This is a genomic window from Roseomonas sp. AR75 (assembly GCF_005222815.1).
In the GTDB taxonomy this organism is placed as follows: domain Bacteria; phylum Pseudomonadota; class Alphaproteobacteria; order Acetobacterales; family Acetobacteraceae; genus Falsiroseomonas.
In genome coordinates this window covers 1,007,609-1,028,233 of the sequence record NZ_STGB01000001.1, presented here as the reverse complement: position 1 = coordinate 1,028,233, position 20,625 = coordinate 1,007,609, and the positions used below count along the sequence as shown (strand labels likewise).

The window sequence follows — 20,625 nt, the reverse complement described above, 5'->3', positions numbered from 1 at the left end:
CGGCTCAGAGCCTCTCGAGCAGGGCGCCGAAGCCCTGCGCCGATGGCGCGATGACGTCGAAGGCGCGGTGCCAGCCCAGACTGTCGGTCATTGGGGCGATCCTTCCCTGCCGCGGCAGGCTAGCGTGCCCGGGTTGTCCGGACAACGCGCGCCTCAGGGCCCCGCCACGCTCGGCAGCCACAGCGCGATGGCGGGGAAGATCATCAGCAGCAGGATCGCCAGGATATAGGCGCCGACGAAGGGCAGCACGCCCACGAACAGGTCGCCGATCTGCTTGCCGTCGCGCCGCATCCCCTGCAGCACGAACAGCACCGTTCCGAAGGGCGGGCTGATCAGCGCGATCTCCACCAGCATCGTGACGACCACGCCGAACCAGATCGGGTCGTAGCCGAGCGACACGACGATCGGGAAGACCAGCGGCACCGTCGTGATGATCATGGAGAAGCCCTCCATGAATGTGCCGAGGATGATGTAGAAGGTGACGATCAGCAGCATGACCACCCAGGGCGGAAAGGGCAGGCCATCGACCACCGAGGCGATCATCTGCGGCACGCCCAGCAGGCTGATGATGTAGTTCAGCACATAGGCGCCGAGCAGGATCAGCCCGATCATCGAACTGCTGCGCGCGGCCGCCTCCGCGCTCTGGTGCAGCATCCGGAAGGAGAAGCGTCCCTCCAGCGCCGCGATGCCGAGCGAGGCGACGACGCCGAGGGCGGCCGATTCCGTCGGCGTGGCCAGCCCCGCATAGATGGTGCCGAGCACGACCAGGATCAGCAGGATGATCGGGATCAGGCCGACCAGCGCACGCAGCTTCTGGCCGAGCGGGATGCGCTCCGAGGGGGGCGGGGCCGCCTTGCGGTTCAGCAGGATGACGCCGGTGAACAGCAAGATCATCAGCAGCGCCGGCCCGAGCGCGGCGAGGTAGAGCGCGCCGACCGAGGTCTCCGTCATCAGCGCGTAGACGATGAAGACGATGCTGGGCGGAATAAGGATGCCGAGCGCACCACCCGCGGCGAGCGAGCCCATCACCACGCGCGAATCATAGCCCTTGCCCTGGAAATACGGCAGCGCGACCGAGCCCATCGCGGCGGCCGTCGCGACCGAGGAGCCCGAGACTGCCGAGAACACGCTGCAGGACAGGATGTTGGTGTGCAGCAGCCCGCCCGGCGTCCGGTCCAGCCAGACATTCAGCGCGTGGTAGAGCCGCGCGGAGAGGCCGGCGCGCAGCAGGATCTCGCCCATCAGCAGGAACAACGGCACGGAGACCAGCACGAAGGAGGAGGATGGCCCCCATGCGGTCTGGCCGATGAAGGTCCAGAACGGACGGTCGGAAAAGGCGAAGCCCGCCAGGATGCCCAGCATGCCAAGCGCCGCGCCGACATAGATGCCGCCGGCGAAGAAGGCAGCGAAGACCGCGAGCGCCATCAGGGTGGGCAGCAGCGCGCCCTGCTCCGCGCCAACCACGCCCGTGAGCGAGAGGCCGAGGAACAGGCCGATGACGCCGAGGATGATGGCCGCGGCGATCACGGCTTCGCCTCCGCGCCGTCCTTCAGCGCCTCCAGCGCTTCCTCCGCCTCCTCGCCATAGGTGCGGGAGGCGAGGTTGCGCTCCACCTGCCGCGCATCGCCGGCAAGCGCGAGCAGCAGGTTCTCCACGAACATCGCGATGATCAGCACCAGGAACACAATGAGCCCGGCCGCCCAGAGCCCTTGCGGGATCGCCAGCGGCGTGCGCAGCGCGCTGATGTCGGAGGCGCCGAACAGCAGGCTCTCATCCACCAGCATCCAGGCGCCGTAGGCGACGAAGCCGATGAAGATGCCGAGCATGCTGAGCGAGAGCAGGTGCAGTGGCACGCGCGCATCGCGCGGCAGGCGGTTGATCAGGATGTCGATGCGCACATGCCCGCGTTGCGTCAGCGTGTTCGCCAACCCCCAGGAGAGCCCGAAGGCGAGCATGTAGCCGGAGATCTCGACCGTGGAGCCGGTGCTGACGCGCAGGAAGGCGCGCGCCAGCACCTCGGCGGCGATGAAGAAGGCGCAGAGCACGAAGCCCCAGCCCGCGATCGCGCCCATCACGGTGGCGATGACTGTGATGCCGCGGCGGAGCGCCGTCGCGGCCTTCAGCATCGGAAGGGCCCTGCCCGAAGGGACAGGGCCCGGCGCGCGCGCCTCACCGCGCCTCGTACCGCACGCCGGAAATCGGCGCGACGACGCGATTGTAGGTCTCGCCGCAGGCGGCGCCGCAGCGGCGCACGAAGGCCGGCAAGACGTTGTTGGTCAGGATGCCGCGCAGGGTCTGCAAATCCTCCGGCGTGGCGCGCGTCACCGTCATCGGCCGGTTCTCGACCAGGCGCCCGATCGAGCAGCCCTGGCGCTGCCCGATGTTGCAGGCGATGCCGTCCTCGGACGCCTCTTCACCCAGCTTCCACTGCTGGTCCTGGATCTGCGCGAAAGTGCTGGTCAGCAGGTCCCGCGTCGGCGCGTCCAGCCGGTTCCACCAGGCGAGATTGACGAAGTAGCCGAAGGTCGACCAGGCGACCGGCAGCGCGTACATGTGCGTGGTCACCTCGTACCAGCGCGCGCCGTTGCCGCTGCCGGTGCCGGTGATGGCGCAATCCACCACGCCGCGTTCCAGCGCGCCGTACACCTCGGGGAAGCCGATCCCGACCGCCTGACCACCGACGGCCGTGACGAAATCGTTGATCGAGCCGCCGCCGGTGCGGATGCGCTTGCCGCGCAGATCCGCCAGACTGTTCACGCGGTCACGGCAGAACAGCACCTGCGCAGGATAGGGCGCCGTGGCGATGATGCGCACGCCGATCCGCTCCAGCGCCCGGTTCAGATCCGGCGTCAGCGCCTCCGCGATGCGGCGGGCCTGGCCGATATCGGGATTCAGGCCGGCGAGGTCGGCCATGTCGAGCAGCGGCACGTCGCCGGCGACGGTGTTCAGCGGCACCGCGCCGATATCCACCTGGCCCGAGCGCACCAGGCGCACGATCTCGGGTCCGTTCAGGTTGCGCTCGGGCCAGGAGGCGAGGGTCACGCGCACACGGCCGTTGGTCTGCTGCGGCAGGCCCTCGCGCAGCATCGGGATGTCCACGCGCGTCCATTGCGGGATCGCCGGCGAGGGCTGGGTGACGGCCTGGATGTTCACCTGGCCCTGTGCCGCGGCCGGGCCCGCCAGCATGGCCGTTCCAAGGACGGCGCCCAGCAGGGCGCGCCCCAACGTTCCGATCCTGCTCATCGCCTGCTCTCTCTCCCTGCGGCGTCGCGGCCCGCCTTGCGCCAAGCAAGGTCGATGCCGCGCACGCATTCTCCCCGGAGGAGGAGACTGCCGCAGGGCGGCGCGGCGGGGAAGCCGGGGTGGTTGCGGCTACTCCGCCTTGATCCCGGCGGCGCGGATCACCCCGCCCCATTTGGCGATCTCGGCGCGCTGGAAGACGGCGAACTCGGCGGGCGTGCTGCCCACGGGATCGAGCCCGAGCGTTGCCGCGCGTTCGGCCACGTCGGGCTGGCGCAGCGCCGCCGCCACTTCCTGCTGCAGCCGGTTGATCGCCGCCTCCGGCGTGCCGGCACGCACGGACATGCCGTACCAGTTCTGCACCTCGTACTCCGGCAGCGTCTCCTTCATCGTCGGCACGTTCGGCAGCGTGGCCATGCGCTTCGATCCCGTGCTGGCCAGCGCGCGCACGCGCCCGGCCTCGATATGCGGGCGACCGATGGCGAAGGCGTCGAACATGAACTGCACGCGGCCGCCGATCAGGTCGGCATAGGCCGGCGCGCTGCCGCGATAGGGAACGTGCACGGTGCGGATGCCTGCCTGCGCATTGAGCAGCTCGCCTGAAAGATGCGGCAACCCGCCATTGCCGGAGGAACCGAAATTCAGCTCGCCCGGCTTCGCCTTCGCCAGCGCGATGAACTCGGGCAGCGTCCGCGCCGGCACCTCCGGATTCACCACCATGACGAAGTCGAGGGACGCGACATGCGACAGCGGCGCGAGGTCGCGCAGCAGGTCAACCTTGTCGGGATAGAGCGCCTGGTTCACCGCCAGCACGCCGGTGGTGCCGAACAGGATGGCATGGCCATCCGCATCGCCGCGGATGACCGTCTCGGTGGAGAGCAGGCCGTTCGCACCCGGACGGTTCTCCACCACCACGGGCTGGCCCAGCTTCTCCGCCATCTTCGGCGCCATCAGCCGCGCAAGGATGTCGATGCCGCCGCCGGGCGGGAAGCCGATGACGATGCGCACCGGCCGGGTCGGCGCCCAGGCCTGGGCGGCGGTGCCACGGCCAAGGAAGGGCAGGGCGCCGGCCCCCAGTAGCAGCCCGCGTCGCGTCGCGCGCATAACCATCACGTCTCCTCCCGTTCTCGCCGCAGGGTGGTCGGCTGTTGAGATTTACCGCATGCTGGGATTAGTTTGTGGGACCGGTCAAGGCCGAGCCGCGAGCACCGGACAGGAGGCGACGTTGGAAGCCGCACGCGACGTGCATGTCTATGCCGGCACCGCCGGTCATTCCGCCTGGTTCAGCGACGATCTCGGCGAGACCTGGGTGCATCCCAACAGCCATTCCGGCATGTATCTCGAAGCCCGCGTCTGGACCATGGCGTGCCATCCCGCGCGGCCGGACCGGCTTTTCGCCGGCACCGACATGGGCTTCTACCGCTGGGACGAGGCGACGGCGCGCTGGACGCCGATGGAATCGCCCATGCAGGATGTCTGGGCCCTGGCGATCGACCCGAAGGGCCCGGATGTGCTGATCGCCGGCACGCGGCCGGCCGCCTTCTGGCGTAGCGCCGATGCGGGCAGGACCTGGCAGCAGCTTTCTGCGCCGGGCATGGCGCAATTCTCCGAACAGAACATGGGCCCGACCCGCGTCACCCAGATCCTGTTCGATCCGGTGGACGACGGCACGGTCTGGGCGTCGGTCGAGATCGGCAGCATCTATCGCAGTCGGGATCGCGGCCTGACCTGGGAGAAGAAGGATGCCGGCCTGGTCTCGGGCGACGTGCATGGCCTTGCGGTGATCCCGCTGCCCGGCGGCGGCAAGGCGCTGCTGGCGACGACGAATCGCGGCCTGCATCGCAGCGAGGACGACGGCGAAAGCTGGCAGCTTCAGGACCTGCCCTCGCCCTGGCCCTACACTCGCGGCGTGCAGCCGCGCGCCGACGGCACCGGCGTGGTCTTCCTCGCCAACGGCAACGGCCCGCCGGGGAATGACGGCTTTCTGCTGCGCTCGCGCGACCATGGGCGCACCTGGGAGGACGCGAAGCTGCCCGGCGCGCGGGACAGCAGCGTCTGGTGCATCGCGACCGACGCCGCCGATCCGATGCTGATCTTCGTCTGCACCAACCTCGGCGAGCTGTTCCGAAGCACCGATGGCGGCGAGACCTTCGTTCGACTGCCGCATGTCTTCGGGGAATTGCGCGCGCTGCTCTGGCGATCGCTCCCCAAGGGCACGCGCCAGGCGGCGCATTCGATCACCCGGCCGACCCTGAAGGCGGCGCAGATGGGCTGGAAAGCGGCATGAGCACACGGTTCCCCGCCGTCCCGCCGGAGGCGATGGACGAGGCACAGCGCGCCCTGGCGGCCGAGATCGCCGGCGGTCCGCGCGGCGGCGTCCGCGGCCCGTTCCTGGCGCTGATGCATCATCCGAAGCTTGCGCATCGAATCCAGGCGCTGGGCGAGCATCTGCGCTTCGGCACCGGCCTGCCGCAGAGGCTGGTGGAGATCGTCGTGCTGGTGACCTCCCGCCACTGGACCTGCCAGTATGAGTGGGTCGCGCATTCCCGCATCGCGCGGAACGAGGGCGTGCCGGAGCCGATCATCGAGGCGATCCGGCAGGGCAGGCGCCCCGATCCGATGCAGGAGGATGAGCGCCTGGTCTACGAGATCGCGCTGGCCGCGCATGACACGGGCGAGCTTCCCGATGCGCTGTTCGCGGCGGCGGAAGCGAAGTTCGGCCGTGCCGCCATCCTCGATCTGCTGGCGCTCTGCGGCTATTATGCGATGCTCGCGATGGTGCTGAACACCGCGCAGCCGCCTTTGCCCGACGGCATGGCGCCGCCGCTGCAACCCCTGCCGAAAGGTGCCGCATGACCAAGCCCCTGCGCGTCGGCCTGATGGTGCCGGAGAGCAACACGACGATGGAAGGCGAGCTGGCGGCCTGGATGCCGCCGGGCACGCAGATCACCCGGGTCGGCATCCCGAGGACGTCGGGCGGTTTGCTCACCAAGGCGACGATGCCCGCCTATCGCGATGCGGCGCTGGCGCTGGCGGCGCAGCACTTCTCGCCGGCGACGCATGACATCGTGGCCTATGGCTGCACGGCCGCGGGCTTCATCTCCGGCCCCGCGGGCGACGCCGAACTCGCGGAGGACCTTGCGCGCGCCACCGGCCTGCCGGTGGTCACCACCGCCGGGGCGATGGTGAAGGCGCTGCAGGACGCCGGCGCCCGGCGCATCGCCGTCGTCACACCCTATCAGGACGGCGTGAACGAGCAACTCACCGAGTTCCTGGCCGATGGCGGCGTTGCCGTGGACCGGCTGGCCAGCTTCCGCGCGTCCGACCTCGCGGCGCTCTGCGCCATCACGTCCGATCAGGTGCTGGACCTCGCCGAGCGCACGATGGGGACCGACGTGGACGCGCTGTTCATCGGCTGCTCGCAACTGCCGACGCATGCGGTGCTGGAGGGGCTGTCGCAGCGCTTCGGCAAGCCGGCACTGTCCTCGATCAGCGCGACGGCGTGGCTGGCGCGCCAGGTGATGGAACAGCGCGCGGCGGCGTAGCGCCGCCCCCACCTCAGCCCTCCCCCGCTTCGCGGGAGAGGGAGACTGAAGCGCCACCCGCTCCCTCTCCCGCTTGCGGGGGAGGGTTGGGGTGGGGGCGCGACCGACGCGGCAGAATCACCGCAACGGCGAGTGCGGCGCCGCCAGCACCAGGCTGCTCTCGACCTCCTCCACCAGGCGCCCGTGCCGCGCGAGCACGCCGTCCTCATGCCAGGACCGTGCGAAGCGCGCCGCGGCATCCGGGATCGCCAGAAGCTGCACCACCTCGTTGATCGGCCCGGCCGTCGTCACCCAGACGCCGAGCGTACCCGCCTCGCCATCCGCCGCCACGGCCCGCGCCAATTCGCCCGCACCGCCGGCAACGCTGCGGATCAGCCGCCATTCATAGAGGCGTGCCGGCGCCGGCGGCGGGCGCAGCGGCATCACCGCATCCATGAAGCGCACCACCTGGCGCAGCATCAGCGGGCGGACATGCGCCAGATACTGCTCGCGCCAGGCGGGCAGCGTCTCCAGCTCCAGCCGCAGCTTGCGCCGCGTCTCCAGATCCTCATGCCGCCAGAGGTTGAACACGGCATTGGCCGCGCCGACCTCGCCGCCCCAGAAGCCCAGCAGCGTGCCGAAGCGGTCGCCGCGCACCGGCACGGCCACCTGCTCCGCCAGTTCCATGTAGCGCGTCATCGCGCCGGGCCGGAGCGTGTAGATGCGCAGCTCGTCCACCATGCCTCTCATCCCGCGCTTGATCGAATGCCGCATCGTGGGACATTCTTCCGTGCGCCGCAACGCGCGGCCAATGGAGGAAACGCATGCGAAGGCTGTTCGCCGCGGCGCTCGGCGCCGCCCTGCTGCTCGGCTTGGCGCCGGCGGCACAGGCCTTTCCCGACCGGCCGATCCGCCTGATCGTCCCCTACGGGCCCGGCGGCATCACCGACATCGCCGCGCGCATCATCGCGCCGGGCCTCGGCGAGCAACTCGGCCAGCAGGTGATCGTCGACAACCGACCCGGCGGCGCCGCGATGCTGGGATTCGGGATGACCGCGCGCGCGCCGGCGGATGGGCACACGCTGGTGCTGGCCACCACCGCGCTGGCGGCGAACCCCGTGCTGTTCCGCGATATTCCCTATGATGCGCGGCGCGACTTCACGCCGGTCAGCCTGGTCGGGCTGGTGCCGATGGTGCTGGTGGTGCCGCGCAATTCCCCGGTGAATTCCATCGCGGAGTTCGTCTCGCTGGCGAAGCAGCGCAACGGCCAGATGAACTACGGCTCGGCCGGCAATGGCAGCGGCAACCATCTGACCACCGAGATGTTCATGCATGCCGCCGGCATCCGTGCGACGCATGTGCCCTATCGCGGCGGCGGGCAGGTGATGACGGATCTCGTTGCCGGGCGCGTCGAGTTCGTCTTCGCGGTGCTGCCGACGGCGCGGCCCTTCATCCTGGACCGCTCGCTGCGCGCGCTGGCGGTCACCGGTCGCACCCGCAGCGAAGCGGTGCCGAGCGTGCCGACGGTGGCGGAGACGGTGCTGCCGGGCTTCGCGCTGTATGAGTGGCTCGGCCTGCTCGGCCCGGCCGGCCTGCCGGAGCCTATCCTGGCGCAGCTTCACCGTGCCGCGGCGGCGGCCGTGCGCGATCCCGCCATCGCCGAGCGGCTGAAGAACATCGGCGTCGAGGGGCAGGGCAGCGATCCCGCGGCGCTGGCCGCGCATCTCGACAACGAGCTGCGCCGTTGGGACGATCTGGCGAAGCATGTCCGCTTCGAGGTTGCGCAATGACGCCAGCGCGCGAAGGCGTGCTGCGCCATGTCGCCGCGGTGCCGTGGATCGAGGGTCCGGGGCATCACGGCGGCGCGCTGTCGAAGGTGCTGGTCTCGGCCGGCGAGGGGGGATCGCGGCTGACGGATTACCGCATCTCCTCCTACGCGCCCGGCGCGCATGTCGCGCGGCATGCGCATGACGCGAAGGAGCAGATCTACCATGTCCTGGAAGGCGAAGGGCTGCTGGAACTCGGCGACGCCGCGCATGTCGTGCGCGCCGGCGACTGCGCGCTGATCCCGCCGCATGTGCCGCATGCCCTGCAGAATACCGGCATGGAGCGCCTCGTCTTCATCGTCGTGACGGTGCCGCTGTAGCGCAACCTGCCGCGTGCGATCTTCTCCCTCCCCCGCTGTGCGGGGGATGGCCGGGGTGGGGGCTCGCGCCTCCTCATCCCACCGCGCGCGCCGGCCGCGCCGCATGCGGCTGTTCCTCGATCAGCCGCGCGCAGGCCTCGCGCGCGGCCTCCATCACCTGCTCCGCCAGCGCGGGCCGCGCGGCAGGCGGAACGCGCCCGGCATCCGTCGCGATGCCCAGGCTACCCAGCACCTCGCCCTGCACGTTGAACAGCGGTGCGGCGATGCCCAGCACGCCCGGCTGGAACTCGCCCAGCGTCACGCAATGCCCCGCCTCCCGGATCAGCCGCAGTGTCGTGCGGAACGCATCCCAGTCGGCCCCGAGCCCGGCGGCCGCGATGGTCGTCCGATGCTTCGCGAAGAGCGTGCGCAGGCGGTGCGGCGGCAGATGCGCCAGGATGACCTTGGAGGCGGCTCCGGCGAAGAGCGGCCGCCGCTGCCCGCGGCTGAACAGGCCGGCCGGTGCCCCCGAAGCGGGCACATCGTCCACGCACATGACGGCGCCGCTGAACAGCAGGCAGAGCAGCGCACTGAACCCTGTCTCCGCCGCAAGGCGCCGCATTGGCGGCCCGCCGCCGGCGCTGACGGGATCGCACAGCCGCATGGTGCGGTCGAGCTCGATGATGCGCGGCCCCAGCATCCAGGCACCGCCCGCCACCGGCGACAGCAGTCCTGCCGCCTGCAACGCCTTGAGGTAGCGGTACAGCGTGGAACGGGACGCGCCGGAATAGCGGATCAGGTCCTCCGTGGACCAGGCCGGCGCTGCCGTCGTGAACACATCCAGCAGGGCGAGCATCCGGTCCAGGCTGCTGCCCGCGCGGCGCGGTGAAGAAAGTCCCGTCATGCTGGACATCCCAACGCAAGCCCCGTAGCGTGGCGGCGGTCAGGATGCGGCGCTGCGCAATGCGCTGCCGGGCAGGAGGAGGCGGTCATCACGGCACAGGATACAGCCGCGAATCCGGCGCAGCGAAGGCTTGCCGAAGGGGGAACCGTCCTGTGCATGGGCGTCCGCCAGACCCGCACCCCGGACATCGCCCAGATCGCCGCCGCCTGCGGCTTCGACGCGCTGTATCTGGACATGGAGCACAGCCCGCTCTCGCTGGAGACGGTCTCCGCGATCTGCGTGGCGTCGGCGGGGCTCGGCATCGCGCCGCTGGTCCGGCCGCCCGGCCATGGCGCCGACTGGATCGGCCGCATCCTCGATGGCGGCGCGCAGGGCCTGATCGTGCCGCATGTGAACACCGCGGCGGAGGCCGAGGCGCTGGTCCGCGCCGCGCTCTTCCCCCCGCTCGGCAAGCGGTCGGTCATGGGGGCGGGGCCGGGCGTGCAGTATCGCGCGCTGCCGCTCGGGCAGATCAATGCCGCGCTGAACGCCAACACCACGCTGGTCTGCATGATCGAGACGCCCGAGGGGGTCGCGAATGCGGACGCGATCGCGGCCGTGCCCGGTGTCGACGTGCTGCTGATCGGCTCGAATGACCTCTGCACGGAAATGGGCATCCCCGGCCAGCTGCGGCACCCCGATCTTCGCGCCGCCTACCAGCGCGTGGCGGCGGGCTGCGCGAAGCACGGCAAGGTGCTGGGCGTGGGCGGCATCCGCGGGGATGCGGAGTTGCAGCGCGACCTGATCGGCCTCGGCGCGCGCTTCCTGATCGCCGGCAACGATGTCGGCTACATGATGGGCGCGGCGCGCGCCGACGTGACCACCCTGCGGAAGCTCATCGGCGGCTGAGATGGTGCGCGGCCGGCTCACGCTGCTCTCGGCCGCCGAGCGCCGGTACTGCGAGCCGCTGCTGGCCACCTTCGCGGCGCGCCATCCGGCGGTCGAGCTGGATTTCGTCTTCGGCATCAGCACCGCGCTGCACCAGCGTTTCCTGTCCGAGCTCGCCTCGGGCGGCGCCACCGCCGACCTGATCTGGAGCAGTGCCATGGACCTGCAGATGGGCCTGGTGCTGCAGGGCCACGCCCAGCCGCACGGCCTGGCGCATCGGCTGCCACCCTGGGCGGCCTATCGCGACCTCGCGCTCTCGACCACCGCGGAGCCCATCGTGACCCTGCTGCGCGGCCCGCCGGCCCCGGCCGGCACGCCCGCGGAACTCGCGACGCTGCTGCGCGCGCAGCCCTTGCGCTTCCGCGGCCAGGTTGTCGTGCCCGACATCGAGGCGAATGGCCTCGGCTTCCTCGCCATGCTGCGCTGGAGCCTGGAGGCGCCGGAGTTCGACGCGATGCTGGACGCCCTTGCCATGAGCGCGCCGCGCCCGGTGGGTTCGATCGGCCAGCTTGCGGCGGCGATGGAGCAGGGGGCGGGGCTCGGGCTGCACATGCTCGGCGCCTATGCCGCGCGCGCGGCGGCGGCACATCCGGATCTTTCCATCGCGCCCTCCGCCGCGCCGCCGCCGGCGGTGGCGCGCCTGGCCTTCATCCCGCGCCGCGCGGCCAATCCGGAAGCGGCCGCGGCGTTCCTGGCGCATCTCGTCTCGCCGGAAGGGCAGGCGGCACTGGGCGCGGCGGGGCTCTATCCGATCCTGGCTCCGGCCGCCGATCCCGTCTCCTCGATCCCGCTCGACGAGGGCTTCGTGCGCCTGCTGGATCCTGCCGGCCGTGCCGCGCTGCTGGCGCGCTGGCGCGCGGCTGTCGGACGCAAGTCACCAATGAAGGGAGGAACCTGATCCATGAACCGTCGCACCCTGCTCGGCGCGCTTGCGCTCGCCCCGCTCGCACGGCCCGCGCTGGCGCAATCCGGCTGGCCGGATCGGTCGCTGCGCATCGTGGTGCCCTTCGCCCCGGGCTCCTTCACTGACATCTCCGCGCGCCTCGTCGCCAACGAGATGTCCGGCCCGCTCGGCCAGCAGGTGATCGTGGAGAACCGCGGCGGCGCGGGCGGCACGCTTGGCGCCACCGCCGTGGTGCGCAGCGCCCCGGATGGCTACACGATGCTGCTGACGGACAATTCGCTGGCCATCTCGCCCGGGCTCTACCCGAACCTGCCCTTCGATCCGCTGAAGGACCTGCAGCAGGTCAGCCAGATCGCCACCTCGCCCTCCATCCTGCTGGTCCGACCCGGTCTCGGGCCGAAGACGCTGGCGGAGCTTGTCGCGCTGGCCAAGCAGAAGCCGGGCGAGATCAGCTTCGGCTCCGGCGGGCAGGGCTCGTCGGCGCATCTGGCCATGGAGCTGCTGCTGAACGTCGCGGGCATCCGCGCGCTGCATGTGCCCTTCCGCGGCGTCGCCGCGGCGATCCAGGAAGTGATCTCGGGGCGCGTGGACATGGCCATCGCCAGCCTCGCCTCCGGCGTCGCGCATGTGCGCAGCGGCGCGCTGCTGGGCATCGCGGTCAGCGGCGATGCGCGCAACGCGACGCTGCCGGACGTGCCGACCTTCGCCCAGGCCGGCCAGCCCGGCTACACCATGTCCTATTGGTGGGGCATCGCGGTGCCCTCCGCCACGCCGGCGCCGGTCGTCGCGCGGCTGAACCGGGAAGTGGTCGCGGCCTGCGAGAAGCCTGCGCTGCGCGAGGCCTTCGCCCGTTCGGCTGCCGTGCCCGTCACCTCCACGCCCGAGGCGATGACGGCCTTCCTCACGCGTGACGTCGCGCTGTGGAAAGAGGTGATCACCCGCGCCGGCGTCCGCGTGGAATAGGAGAGCGACCTTGCACGGGGACGAAGCGCCTCCCGCCTTCCGCCCGCCGCCGCTCGCCTGCGACGCGCATTTCCATGTGTTCGGCCCGGCGGAGCGATACCCCTACGCCTCGACCGAACCGCTGCGCTACGCGCCGCCGGTGGCGGACCTGCCGGACTACATGAAGCTCGCCCGGCATCTCGGCATCGAGCGCTTCGTCTTCGTCCAGCCGAGCGCCTATGGCCGCGACAATGCCTGCATGCTGGATGCAATGAAGCAGGTGGGCAAGGCGCGCTGCCGCGGCATCGTGGACATCGATGAGGACGCGCCCGATGCGATGCTGGCGGAGCTGCACGCCATCGGGGTGCGCGGCGTGCGCATCAACTACTCGCCCGTGAAGCCGCATGTGCCGGGCTTCGCCGCGACGATGCTGCCGCGCATCCGCCAGCTCGAATCGCGCTGCGTCGAACTCGGCTGGCATCTCGATTTCCTCGGCCCGGGCTGGCTGACGGAGGAGCTGCTGCCGACCCTGGCCAGCCTGCGCTGCCCGTTCAGCGTCGCACATATGGGCATGTTCCTGGCGAAGGAGGGCCCGGCGCAGCCCGGCTTCGTGAGGCTGCTGGAGATCGTCCGCGGCGGCGCGGTGCAGGGATACGTAAAGTTCACCGGCACCTACCGCATGGCGACGCCGCCCGCCTTCGCCGATGCGCTGCCGATGGCCCGCGCGGTGATCGCCGCGGCGCCGGAACGCATCATCTGGGGCAGCGACTACCCGCATCTGTCGTTCGCCGACCAGGTGGGATCGGTGCAGCTCTTCAACCTGCTCGCGGATTGGGCGCCGGACGAGGCGACGCGACGGAAGATCCTGGTGGACAATCCGGCGACGCTGTTCGGCTTCTGACGGACGCGGCCGCGCTCTTGACGCGGCTGCGGCCAGCCCCGAATAGATGAAGCAACACCAATCAATCAGGCTACGGCGGGAAATCTCCAGGATTGTTCGGGCCTCAGTCCCGGCTGTCCGCCTGCCGAGCGCCGCAGCGGGGAACGGGCCGGATGGCGGAGCCTGTGAAGGGCGTCGAGCACTGGACGGACAAGGGCGATGTCCGCCTCTTCCTGTGGGAGAAGCCGTCGGTCGCACCGGGCTCGAGGCGCGGCATCATCCTGTTCATCCACGGCTCCTCCATGGCGTCGCAGCCGACCTTCGACCTGCAGGTGCCGGGGCGCGACGACACCTCGGTGATGGACCTCTTCGCCCGCGCCGGCTACGACACCTGGTGCCTGGACAATGAAGGCTACGGCCGGTCCTCCAAGCATCGCGACATCATCTGCGACATCGCCACCGGCGCCGACGACATCGAGCGCGCGGCGGAATACATCGCGGCGCAGCGCGGGGAGGAGAAGCTGCTGGTCTACGGCATCTCCTCCGGCGCGCTGAAGGCCGCGCTGTTCGCGCAGCGCCGGCCGGAACGCGTGAAACGCCTGGCGCTGGATGCGTTCGTCTGGACCGGGGAGGGCAGCCCGACGCTCGAACAGCGGAAGAAGAAGCTGCCGGAATACCAGGCCGGCGGGAAACGCCGCCCGATCGACCGCGCCTTTGTCCGCTCCATCTTCACCCGCGACCATCCCGGTACCGGCGACGAGACGCTGGTGGAGGCCTTCGGCGACGCGATCCTTGCGCTGGACGACAGCGTGCCGATCGGCACCTACGTGGACATGTGCCTGCACCTGCCCGTGGTGGACCCGGAGAAGATCACGGTGCCGACGATCGTGATGCGCGGCGAGTACGACGGCATCGCCGGCTTCGACGACCTGATCGAGTTCTTCAAGCGCCTGCCCAATGCGGACAAGCAGTTCGCGGTGATGCCGGGCATCTCGCATGCCAGCTTCCAGCAGAAGAACCATGCGCTGGTGAAGCACATCCTGGCATCCTTCTTCGCGCAGCCGGAGCCGGTGTACCGGGGCGCACCGGAAGGCCACTGAACGCCGCCGGCGCGGAAGCCGGCCCAGACGGGAGGAGAGAACGACAATGGGCTTCACCAACCGCATGATCGGCCGCCGGGCCTTCGGCGCCGCGGCCGCGGGCGCGGCACTTGCCGGCGCGTTGCCACGCGGCGCCGCGGCACAGGCCGGCTTCCCGACGCGCAACTTCCGCGTGGTTATCCCCACCGGCCAGGGCGGCGGCGCGGATCGCCTGGCGCGCAGCTTCGACGATGGCTGGTCCAAGCTGCTCGGCGGGCGCCAGTTCGAATACGAGTTCTATCCCGGCGCCGCCGGGCAGGTCGGCTACGAGCTGTTCGTGAACCGCCGCGATCCCGATGCCTACAACCTGCTCTTCGGCAACATGGGGCCGGAGATGATCATGTACGCGCTGCAGCGGCCGCGCTTCAAGTTCCCCGAGGACCTGTCCTATTTCTGCCGCATCGATATCGACGATTCCGCGATCTTCGTGAAACCCGACTCGCCGCTGCGCCGTGTCGAGGACGTGGTGGCGGAGGCGAAGAAGCGCCCGCTGAACGTCGCGGTCAGCCGCATCCCGCATCCGGCTTCGATCGGCATGCTCGCCCTCGGTGAGGCGCAGGGCGCGCGGTTCAACCTGATCCCCTATGGCGGCGGCAGCCCGACCATGGTCGCGGTGATGAGCGGGGAGGCCGATGTCGGCGCGCTTCCGGTCTCCGGCCTCACGGCGCAGGCGGGGCGGCTGAAGGTGCTCTCGGTCTTCGCGCGGGAGAATGTGGTCGCGCGCCTGACGGAGAATGCGCCGACGGTCAACGCGGTGTTCGGCACGCGCATTCCCGATCTCTACTCCTCGCGGTCCTGGGCGATCCACACCAAGGCGATCGAGCGCTACCCGGACCGCTTCAAGCTGCTGGAGGAGACGGCCGCGAAGGTGTTCGACGACGCCGCCTTCAAGGCCGCACTGGAACGGGCTGGCCAGCCCATGGAGACCGTCAAGTTCGGCGATCGCGCGCTCTGTACGGAATACGCGATGGCGATGATCGAGCTGGCCAATCGCTACCGCCCGCAGCTTTCGGCGCAGCGTTAGCCGCAGCGGCGGCGGAGGGGGAGCGAGCGGATGCAGCGGCAAGGCAGCGACCCTCCGCCGGTTGGCCAGGAACTGATCATCCCGGTGCTCGCGGTCGGCTTCACCGCCTACTACTTCTGGACGGTGCAGGAGCTGGCCTGGGAGGCGAAGGCGAACGGCATCGTCATCGGCGCCATCCTCCTGGTGCTGGTGGCGTTGCTCGTTTTCCGCCTCGCCTGGCGCGTGCGCCGCGGCCAGGCGAGGCTCGGCGTCACGCTCGGCGGCGATGCGCCGACCAATCGCATGCGCATCGCGCTGATGGCCGTGATGGTTGGCTTCCTTGTCGCTCTGCCGCTCGTCGGCACCAGCATCGCGCTTGCCGTGATGCTGTTCGCGTCGATGTGGCTGCTGGGCGAGCGGAATTGGCCCACGCTGATCGGCGTTTCCGTCGTCACGCCCCTGGTGGTCTGGGCGACGCTGATCGTCATCCTGGGCACGCGCTTTCCGCTGGGCCCCTTCGAGCATGCGATGGCCGCGCTGTTCGGCCTCGGCCCGGTGGATTGATGGAACTCGACCTCGCGACGCTGGCCGATCTCTTCGGCCGCTCCTTCTCGCTGTGGTGGGCGATCATCCCGGGCATCGCGCTCGGTCTCGCCGTTGGCGTGCTGCCGGGCTTCTCGCCGCAGAACACGCTCATCATCCTGCTGCCGGTGACGCTCGCGATGGATGTGGAGGCGGCGCTCGCCTTCATGATCTCGCTCTACTGCGCCAACCATCTCTCGGGCGGCATCCCCGCCATCCTGGTGAACATCCCCGGCAGTGCCGGAGCGGCGGCCACCTGTCTCGACGGCTACCAGATGACGAAGAACGGCCAGGCGCAGCAGGCGCTGGTGCTCTCCTTCGTCGCCTCGGTGGCGGGCGGGCTGATCACCTCCTTCGCGGTACTCGCTATCCTTCCCTACCTGGCGCAGCTCGGCCTGATCCTTCGCTCGGTCGAGATGGTGGTGATCATCCTGTTCGGCCTGACGCTGATTGCGGTGCTGGCGGCGAAGGACATGCTGAAGGGGCTCATCGGCGGCGCCTTCGGCCTGATGCTCGGCGCCATCGGCACGGACCAGGTCTATTCCACGCCGCGCGCCACCTTCGGTTTCCTGGAGCTCTACGACGGCCTGCCGCTGGTGCCGGTTCTGATCGGCCTGTTCGCCGTCAGCGAATGCCTGGTGATGCTGGAAGAGAAGTTCGGCACGGCGAGCGTGCCGACCAAGGCGCAGCGGCCGCAGTGGGCGGATACGCTGGATGGCCTGCGCATGTGCGTCCGCTACTGGTGGCAGATCGTCTGGACCGCCTTCCTCGGGCTCGCCATCGGCGTGATCCCGGGCGCCGGCGCCTATATCGCCTCCTTCGTCGCGTATCAGCAGTCGCGGCTCTATTCCAAGACGCCGGAGAAGTACGGCACGGGCTTTCCGCCCGGCGTGCTGGCGCCCGAAAGTGCGAACAACGGCGTCACCTCCGGCACGCTGGTCCCGACCATGGCCATCGGCATACCCGGCGGATCCACCGCGGCCGTGATGATGATCGTGCTGCAGTATCAGGGCATCACGCTCGGCCCAAGGCTGTTCCAGGACAGCCCGAACATCGCCTACGGCGTGTTCGTCATGATGACGGTCGCCTACATCATGATGATCCCGCTGATCCTGCCGATGGCGCGCTATGCGTCGAAGGTGGTGGCGGTGCCGGTGCAGGTGATCGTCCCGCTGATCCTGGGCCTGACCGTGATCGGCGCCTTCGCCGACCGCGAATACATCTTCGACATGGCGCTGGCGCTGGGCTTCGGCGTGATCGGCTACATCGCCGTCAAGACCAACTACCATGTGACCTCGATCCTGATCGGCGTGCTTCTGGGGCCGATTTTCGAACGCTACCTGCTGCGCAGCCTGCGCATCGGGCAGGGAGACATCATGGTGCTGTTCTCCTCGCCGATCGCCAATGTTCTGTGGGTGCTGTTGGTGATCTCGGTCGTGGTGCCGATCTGGCGCGAACGCCGCCTTGCGCGTCGCGCCGTGGCCTGAAGGAAGCATGGGAATGAGCGACGGCGCCGTCTCCGCCAAGGGCCTGAAGCGCATCGCCTGGCTGGACATGCCCGGCGGCGGGCAGGTCTATGTGGATGGCAGTTTCGCCTATGTCGGCCACATGAAGCCGCCGCACGGCACCTCCATCGTGGATGTGTCGGACCCGCGCAAGCCGCGCGTGGTGTCCACGCTCGACCCGCCTTCGGTGGGATCGCACACCCACAAGGTGCGCGTCGCCGGCGACATCATGGTGACGAATGTCGAGCAGGACGAGCGGCACGCGCTGCGCCGCGCGAAGCGCATCCCGGAGATCGAGGCCGCGCATCTCGCGCAGCACGGCCGCCCCATCACCGATGCGGAGCTCGCCGCCGCCATCAAGGTGAAGCCGGACTTCCTGCCGCGCGCCCGCGCCTCGCTCACCGCAGCGCCATATGCCGAGGGCGGCTTCCGCGTTTGGGACATCCGCGACCGCGCCAACCCGAAGCTGCTGACGCATCACCTGACCGGTGGCATCGGCGTGCACCGCTTCGACCTCGATGCCCGCTACGCCTACATCTCGACGGAGATGGAAGGCTATGTCGGCAACATACTCGTGATCTACGACATGGCGGATCCCGCGAAGCCGCGGGAGGTCTCGCGCTGGCATATGCCGGGCCAGCATATCGCCGCCGGCGAGGTGCCGACCTGGCCGGGCCAGCAGCACCGCCTGCACCACACGCTGCGCCATGGCGACCAGCTCTTTGCCGCCGTGTGGTATGCCGGCTGCCGCATCCTCGACGTCAGCGACATCACGCGGCCCAGGGTGGTCGGCGAATACCGCTACCACCCGCCCTTCCCGGAGCCGACGCACACCTTCATGCGCGTACCCTTCCAGATCGACGGCCGCGACATCGCGGTCGCGGTGGACGAGGAGCACGAGCATGTCGCGGGCCAGCTCCATGGCGGCCTCTGGACCTTCGACGTGACGGATCCCGCGAAGATCCAGCCGCTGTCCATGTGGCACCTGACCGAACTGGACAATCCCTACGTCAAGGCCGGCGGCCGCTTCGGCGCGCACCAGTTCCAGGAGCACATGGAGGACACCTGCCTCTACACCACCTGGTTCGGCGGCGGGCTGCGCGTTGTGGACATCGCCGATCCCACCGCGCCGAAGGAGGTCGCGCATTGGCTGGCCGAGCCGCCCCCCGGCCAGACCAGCCCGCAGGCCAATGACGTGGACACCGACGCGCGCGGCCTGGTCTACATCCTCGACCGCAACCGCGGCCTCGAGATCCTCGAGCGCACATGAGCACGCCGTCCGCCTTCTTCTGCGGCGCCATCAAGACCGCGGTGGAGCGGCTGGACTGGCCGGGTCATCCCGAGATCGCCTGGGGCACCGTCGGCGCGCTGCGCGACCGCGTGCTGGAGGGCGAGCGCCCCGCCGTGATCGTGGTGAGCGAGGATGCGCTGGAACGGCTTGCCGCGCGCGGGGCGATCCGCCGCGAGGCGATCCTGAAGCTCGGCCTCGCCGGCACCGGCCTGGCGCTGCGCGAGGGCGCGCCGCGCCGGCCCATCGGCACGCCGGATGAATTCCGCGCCGCGCTGCTCGCCGCGGACAGCATCGGCTGGGCGGAAGGCAGCAGCGGCGCCACAGCGGGGAAGCACTTCGAGGCGGTGATCGAGAAGCTTGGCATTGCGGATGCCATGCGCGCCAAGGCGAAGCTCGTGCGCTTCGGCGTGGAGGCCGTCGCCGCTTGCGGCCGCGGTGAGGTCGAGCTTGCCGTCAGCCAGGTGACCGAGATCGTCAACCGGCCCGGCGTCTCGCTGCTCGGCGAATTGCCGCCGCCCTACGACCTCGCCACCGGCTACGCAGCGGCGCCCGTCGCCGAAGGCGCGCAGGCGGATGCCATCCTCGCCATGCTGCGCTCGCCCGCGATGCGCGCCGCGCTGGACGCCATCGGTTTCAGGCAGGAGGCCACGCCATGACCGCCCAACGCCGCGCCCTCGGCGCCAACGGCCCGCTCGTCTCGCGCATCGGTCTCGGCTGCATGTCGCTCTCCGGCGTGTACGGCGATGCCGACGACACGGCCTCGGAAAAGCTGATCCATCACGTGCTGGACCAGGGCGCGAACCACCTCGACAGCTCCGACATGTATGGCTGGGGCCACAACGAGGAGGTGATCGGCCGCGCGATCAAGGGCCGGCGCGACCAGGTGTTTCTCGCGTCCAAGTTCGGCCAGATCCGGCGCGAGGGCGGCGGCAACGGCGTGGACGGCAGCGCCGCCTACGTGATCGCCGCCTGCGATGCCTCGCTGAAGCGGCTCGGCGTGGACCATATAGACCTCTACTACCAGCATCGCGTGGACCCCAACGTGCCGGTCGAGGAGACCGTCGGCGCGATGAAGCGGCTGGTCGAGCAGGGCAAGGTGCGCTGGCTCGGGCTTTCGGAAGCCGCGCCGGAGCGCATCCGCCGCGCGCATGCCGTGCACCCCATCAGCGCCGTGCAGACCGAATACTCGCTGCTCTACCGCACGGAAGCGGAGGCGACGCGGGAGGTGACGCTGGAGCTCGGCATCGCCTTCGTCGCCTATGCGCCGCTCGGCCGCGGCTTCCTCTCCGGCACCATCAACACGCTGGAGGATGTCGGCGGCCGTCGCGCGCAGCATCCGCGCTTCCTGCCGGAGAATTTCGCGCACAACCACGCGCTGGCGATGCGCGTGGCGGATTTCGCGCGGGAGAAGGGCTGCACGCCGGCGCAGCTCTGCCTGGCCTGGCTGCTGGCCCAGGGCGACGACGTCTTCCCCATCCCCGGCACGCGCAGCGCGGCGCGCTTCGACGAGAATCTCGGGGCCCAGGAGGTGGCGCTGACGGCGGAGGAGGCCGCGCGGATCTCCGCCACCATCCCCGCCGGCGCCGCTGCCGGCACGCGCTATCCGGCCGGCGGCATGAAGGGCGTGTTCATCTGAGATGGCGGTCCGGTTAGCGGGCC

Annotated in this window: 22 protein-coding genes; 16 read left to right on the top strand and 6 right to left on the bottom strand. The window is 70.1% G+C overall.

Annotated elements, in window-relative coordinates:
- Positions 1-153: 153 nt before the first annotated feature.
- From E4T13_RS04780 to E4T13_RS04765, 4 genes are all read right to left on the bottom strand, one after another.
- On the bottom strand, positions 154-1,527 hold the full coding sequence (locus E4T13_RS04780) for a TRAP transporter large permease (RefSeq protein WP_206030069.1): 1,374 nt from the start codon (positions 1,525-1,527) through the stop codon (positions 154-156).
- Positions 1,524-2,126, bottom strand: a complete 603-nt coding sequence (locus E4T13_RS04775; protein WP_137177066.1) for a TRAP transporter small permease subunit — start codon at positions 2,124-2,126, stop codon at positions 1,524-1,526. Before E4T13_RS04775 ends, E4T13_RS04780 begins: the two co-directional genes overlap by 4 nt.
- Positions 2,127-2,169: 43 nt before the next feature.
- Positions 2,170-3,243, bottom strand: coding sequence for a TRAP transporter substrate-binding protein (locus E4T13_RS04770; protein WP_170984805.1), 1,074 nt, complete (start codon positions 3,241-3,243; stop codon positions 2,170-2,172).
- A 129-nt stretch (positions 3,244-3,372) separates the two neighbouring features.
- Complete coding sequence (locus tag E4T13_RS04765) at positions 3,373-4,350, bottom strand: tripartite tricarboxylate transporter substrate binding protein (protein ID WP_137177064.1); 978 nt, start codon at positions 4,348-4,350, stop codon at positions 3,373-3,375.
- 115 nt (positions 4,351-4,465) lie between these two features.
- Here E4T13_RS04765 and E4T13_RS04760 point away from each other — a divergent pair, with 115 nt between their 5' ends.
- Genes E4T13_RS04760 through E4T13_RS04750 form a run of 3 tightly spaced genes read left to right on the top strand, consistent with a single transcriptional unit; the run spans position 4,466 to position 6,785 of the window.
- Entirely contained in the window at positions 4,466-5,527 is a 1,062-nt protein-coding gene (locus E4T13_RS04760; protein ID WP_137177063.1) for a hypothetical protein, read from the top strand.
- Positions 5,524-6,096 (top strand): carboxymuconolactone decarboxylase family protein, encoded by a 573-nt coding sequence (locus E4T13_RS04755; RefSeq protein ID WP_137177062.1) that lies wholly within the window; start codon positions 5,524-5,526, stop codon positions 6,094-6,096. Before E4T13_RS04760 ends, E4T13_RS04755 begins: the two co-directional genes overlap by 4 nt.
- A complete protein-coding gene (locus E4T13_RS04750; protein WP_137177061.1) occupies positions 6,093-6,785 on the top strand; it encodes an aspartate/glutamate racemase family protein in 693 nt (230 codons plus the stop codon). Before E4T13_RS04755 ends, E4T13_RS04750 begins: the two co-directional genes overlap by 4 nt.
- 117 nt (positions 6,786-6,902) lie before the next feature.
- Here E4T13_RS04750 and E4T13_RS04745 read toward each other — a convergent pair whose 3' ends face one another.
- Entirely contained in the window at positions 6,903-7,505 is a 603-nt protein-coding gene (locus tag E4T13_RS04745) for an NIPSNAP family protein (RefSeq protein ID WP_170984804.1), read from the bottom strand.
- A gap of 83 nt (positions 7,506-7,588) precedes the next feature.
- Here E4T13_RS04745 and E4T13_RS04740 point away from each other — a divergent pair, with 83 nt between their 5' ends.
- Together E4T13_RS04740 and E4T13_RS04735 are read left to right on the top strand one after the other, a co-directional pair.
- Positions 7,589-8,554 carry a tripartite tricarboxylate transporter substrate binding protein gene (locus E4T13_RS04740; protein WP_137177059.1) on the top strand — a complete coding sequence of 322 codons (966 nt, stop codon included), beginning with the start codon at positions 7,589-7,591 and terminating at the stop codon, positions 8,552-8,554.
- Complete coding sequence (locus tag E4T13_RS04735) at positions 8,551-8,910, top strand: cupin domain-containing protein (protein ID WP_137177058.1); 360 nt, start codon at positions 8,551-8,553, stop codon at positions 8,908-8,910. Before E4T13_RS04740 ends, E4T13_RS04735 begins: the two co-directional genes overlap by 4 nt.
- 73 nt (positions 8,911-8,983) lie before the next feature.
- Here the strand turns inward: E4T13_RS04735 and E4T13_RS04730 are convergent, their stop codons facing one another.
- Positions 8,984-9,793, bottom strand: coding sequence for an IclR family transcriptional regulator (locus tag E4T13_RS04730; protein ID WP_170984803.1), 810 nt, complete (start codon positions 9,791-9,793; stop codon positions 8,984-8,986).
- Between the two features lie 156 nt (positions 9,794-9,949).
- Between E4T13_RS04730 and E4T13_RS04725 the strand changes: the two genes are divergently transcribed.
- From E4T13_RS04725 to E4T13_RS04675, 11 genes are all read left to right on the top strand, one after another.
- A complete protein-coding gene (locus tag E4T13_RS04725; RefSeq protein ID WP_137177056.1) occupies positions 9,950-10,681 on the top strand; it encodes an HpcH/HpaI aldolase/citrate lyase family protein in 732 nt (243 codons plus the stop codon).
- Position 10,682: 1 nt separating this feature from the next.
- A complete protein-coding gene (locus tag E4T13_RS04720; RefSeq protein WP_137177055.1) occupies positions 10,683-11,618 on the top strand; it encodes a substrate-binding domain-containing protein in 936 nt (311 codons plus the stop codon).
- A gap of 3 nt (positions 11,619-11,621) precedes the next feature.
- On the top strand, positions 11,622-12,587 hold the full coding sequence (locus E4T13_RS04715) for a tripartite tricarboxylate transporter substrate-binding protein (RefSeq protein ID WP_137177054.1): 966 nt from the start codon (positions 11,622-11,624) through the stop codon (positions 12,585-12,587).
- Between the two features lie 10 nt (positions 12,588-12,597).
- Complete coding sequence (locus E4T13_RS04710; protein ID WP_137177053.1) at positions 12,598-13,467, top strand: amidohydrolase; 870 nt, start codon at positions 12,598-12,600, stop codon at positions 13,465-13,467.
- 152 nt (positions 13,468-13,619) lie between these two features.
- Positions 13,620-14,546, top strand: coding sequence for an alpha/beta hydrolase (locus E4T13_RS04705; RefSeq protein WP_137177052.1), 927 nt, complete (start codon positions 13,620-13,622; stop codon positions 14,544-14,546).
- A gap of 46 nt (positions 14,547-14,592) precedes the next feature.
- Positions 14,593-15,609: a tripartite tricarboxylate transporter substrate-binding protein gene (locus E4T13_RS04700; RefSeq protein WP_137177051.1), complete on the top strand. Its 1,017-nt coding sequence runs from the start codon at positions 14,593-14,595 to the stop codon at positions 15,607-15,609.
- A gap of 30 nt (positions 15,610-15,639) precedes the next feature.
- Entirely contained in the window at positions 15,640-16,152 is a 513-nt protein-coding gene (locus E4T13_RS04695; protein WP_137177050.1) for a tripartite tricarboxylate transporter TctB family protein, read from the top strand.
- Entirely contained in the window at positions 16,152-17,657 is a 1,506-nt protein-coding gene (locus E4T13_RS04690) for a tripartite tricarboxylate transporter permease (RefSeq protein ID WP_137177049.1), read from the top strand. The genes E4T13_RS04695 and E4T13_RS04690 overlap by 1 nt, the downstream gene beginning before the upstream one ends.
- A 13-nt stretch (positions 17,658-17,670) precedes the next feature.
- A complete protein-coding gene (locus tag E4T13_RS04685; RefSeq protein WP_206030068.1) occupies positions 17,671-18,945 on the top strand; it encodes an LVIVD repeat-containing protein in 1,275 nt (424 codons plus the stop codon).
- Complete coding sequence (locus E4T13_RS04680) at positions 18,942-19,622, top strand: substrate-binding domain-containing protein (RefSeq protein ID WP_137177047.1); 681 nt, start codon at positions 18,942-18,944, stop codon at positions 19,620-19,622. The genes E4T13_RS04685 and E4T13_RS04680 overlap by 4 nt, the downstream gene beginning before the upstream one ends.
- Entirely contained in the window at positions 19,619-20,602 is a 984-nt protein-coding gene (locus tag E4T13_RS04675) for an aldo/keto reductase (RefSeq protein WP_137177046.1), read from the top strand. Before E4T13_RS04680 ends, E4T13_RS04675 begins: the two co-directional genes overlap by 4 nt.
- Positions 20,603-20,625: the final 23 nt, after the last annotated feature.